This window comes from Nitrososphaerota archaeon (assembly GCA_027887005.1).
Lineage (GTDB): Archaea > Thermoproteota > Nitrososphaeria > Nitrososphaerales > Gagatemarchaeaceae > UBA183.
Genome location: JAPCJI010000026.1, coordinates 1 through 1,521 on the forward strand (window position 1 = coordinate 1; position 1,521 = coordinate 1,521).

A 1,521-nucleotide genomic window follows, 5' to 3' on the forward strand; every position below is an offset into this window, starting at 1 on the left:
GGGTGGCCAATTCTGATCCATTGCCCGAAGTGGCCAATTGGTCAAGTTCTCAACCAATCCACGAGGCCATCCGCTTCCACTAAGGCACTCGCAACGACCAACTCTTCGAGCCTTGACAGGGGCACGTCAATTGTCTTCATGTAGGTTGTACCGGCGTCTGTCCGGTACGTCAGCACGCACCTCTCAGAGTCCGTCTTGGACCGCCTGAAACTGATGAGCTTCAGTCCTCGCTTCTCGAAGAGCTTCCTCAAATCGCCAATGAGCGGCATTTCTGTACTTTCGTCAGCATCCTGACGGGCTCTGCTGGCTGGTTACTGCCGTGACCAGGCTGGAGCGACAATACTCCTGCGAAACCATGGCCATCATGCATGGACAAACAATCCCCCAGGATCGCCCTGCGTGATGAGAAACAACGCGCTGCTCTGAAGGCAAAGCACAGAAGAAAAGAGCGGGAGAAGTCACCCCCGCCCCCTGATTGTCCGGGCCGCCGGCAGTATACCAACCCCGTCGGCGACCGAAAGGACATTCAAGGAGGACGCTGTTCCAATATTTATTCTTTGGGCAGGGTCGTGGGCAGGATAATGTGACCTCCGGTTCTTCCTTCATGTGTTAGCATCCAGTCCAGCGTGAGCTCTGGCCAACCACCCGAGTCAGATCTTGGCGGGAGGTGAACCACTCAATGGCATTGAGTATCAGGGGTTCTGAGGTAAAGGCGCTGCGGAGCGGCATGGCCGACGACTGCATGGGGAGCGTCCTCGTGCACGAGTCGTACTTCACTGAGAGAGGCGGCGAAGGCGACGTCTTCGCCAATGTCTACGCACCTGAACCACGGATGAGGTTCCAGTGGTTCGAGCAGAACTTCATCGATGGCGGCTACGATTCCGCAGACGCCGAGATACGGAGGATCGCCATCACCGGCAAGATGCTGGACGGGAGCAGGGGCAAGCGAATCCACGTCGACGAGTTCTGTAACATCGTCGATGCCGACCCTAGCCCCACCGACGGGTCTTTGCCCGAACTCCAGCAGGTCCTGAAGAGAGCCTTCGCAATCCTCGTCGAGGGAAAGCTGAAGGAACCCACTCAGCTCGACCTCGTCAGAGAGACCAAGAGGACTCTGGAGGGTCTCGCAAGACTCGAACGCAATCTCCGCGAGGGGTCTCGGTTCCGGACGAACTTCGTGAAGGCGGAGGTTCTAGCGGAGACACTCGGATGCGACCCTGACGACGGAGCGCGGTTCCTCGAGAGGCTGCTGGGATACGGGGAGGATTCGGCCGCGCTTTTCGTGCGGTCAGTGATGGGGGAGGTGGCCTAAGTTGAGGGCGAAGGTCCTCACCGTAGTCTACGCGGCGATGGCCGTGCAGCGCTTCCTCCTGCCAGTCCCCGAGAAGCTCCCCACCATCGCCGATGGCGCCTCGATGTTGACGGAAATGATCGTCATCCTGGGATTCTCGGTGCTCGCGTCGGATGTCACCGCCTTCTTTGTGGGGAAAGTGAAGGGCGGGGTCTTCGACCGGCCGTTCA

Annotated in this window: 3 protein-coding genes; 2 read left to right on the top strand and 1 reads right to left on the bottom strand. The window is 58.9% G+C overall.

What is annotated here, in order from left to right; translation table 11 throughout:
• Positions 1 to 41 precede the first annotated feature (41 nt).
• Positions 42 to 269, bottom strand: coding sequence for a hypothetical protein (locus OK438_09045; GenBank protein ID MDA4125571.1), 228 nt, complete (start codon positions 267 to 269; stop codon positions 42 to 44).
• Positions 270 to 679: 410 nt separating this feature from the next.
• Here OK438_09045 and OK438_09050 point away from each other — a divergent pair, with 410 nt between their 5' ends.
• Together OK438_09050 and OK438_09055 are read left to right on the top strand one after the other, a co-directional pair.
• Positions 680 to 1,312 (top strand): hypothetical protein, encoded by a 633-nt coding sequence (locus tag OK438_09050; protein MDA4125572.1) that lies wholly within the window; start codon positions 680 to 682, stop codon positions 1,310 to 1,312.
• Position 1,313: 1 nt separating this feature from the next.
• The coding region (locus OK438_09055) for a hypothetical protein (protein ID MDA4125573.1) at positions 1,314 to 1,521 on the top strand (208 nt) is incomplete at its 3' end.

Bases quoted from the DNA above. Each gene is read 5' to 3' on its own strand.
- OK438_09045 (MDA4125571.1), bottom strand. From the start codon at position 269: ATGCCGCTCATTGGCGATTTGAGGAAGCTCTTCGAGAAGCGAGGACTG.
- OK438_09050 (MDA4125572.1), top strand. From the start codon at position 680: ATGGCATTGAGTATCAGGGGTTCTGAGGTAAAGGCGCTGCGGAGCGGC.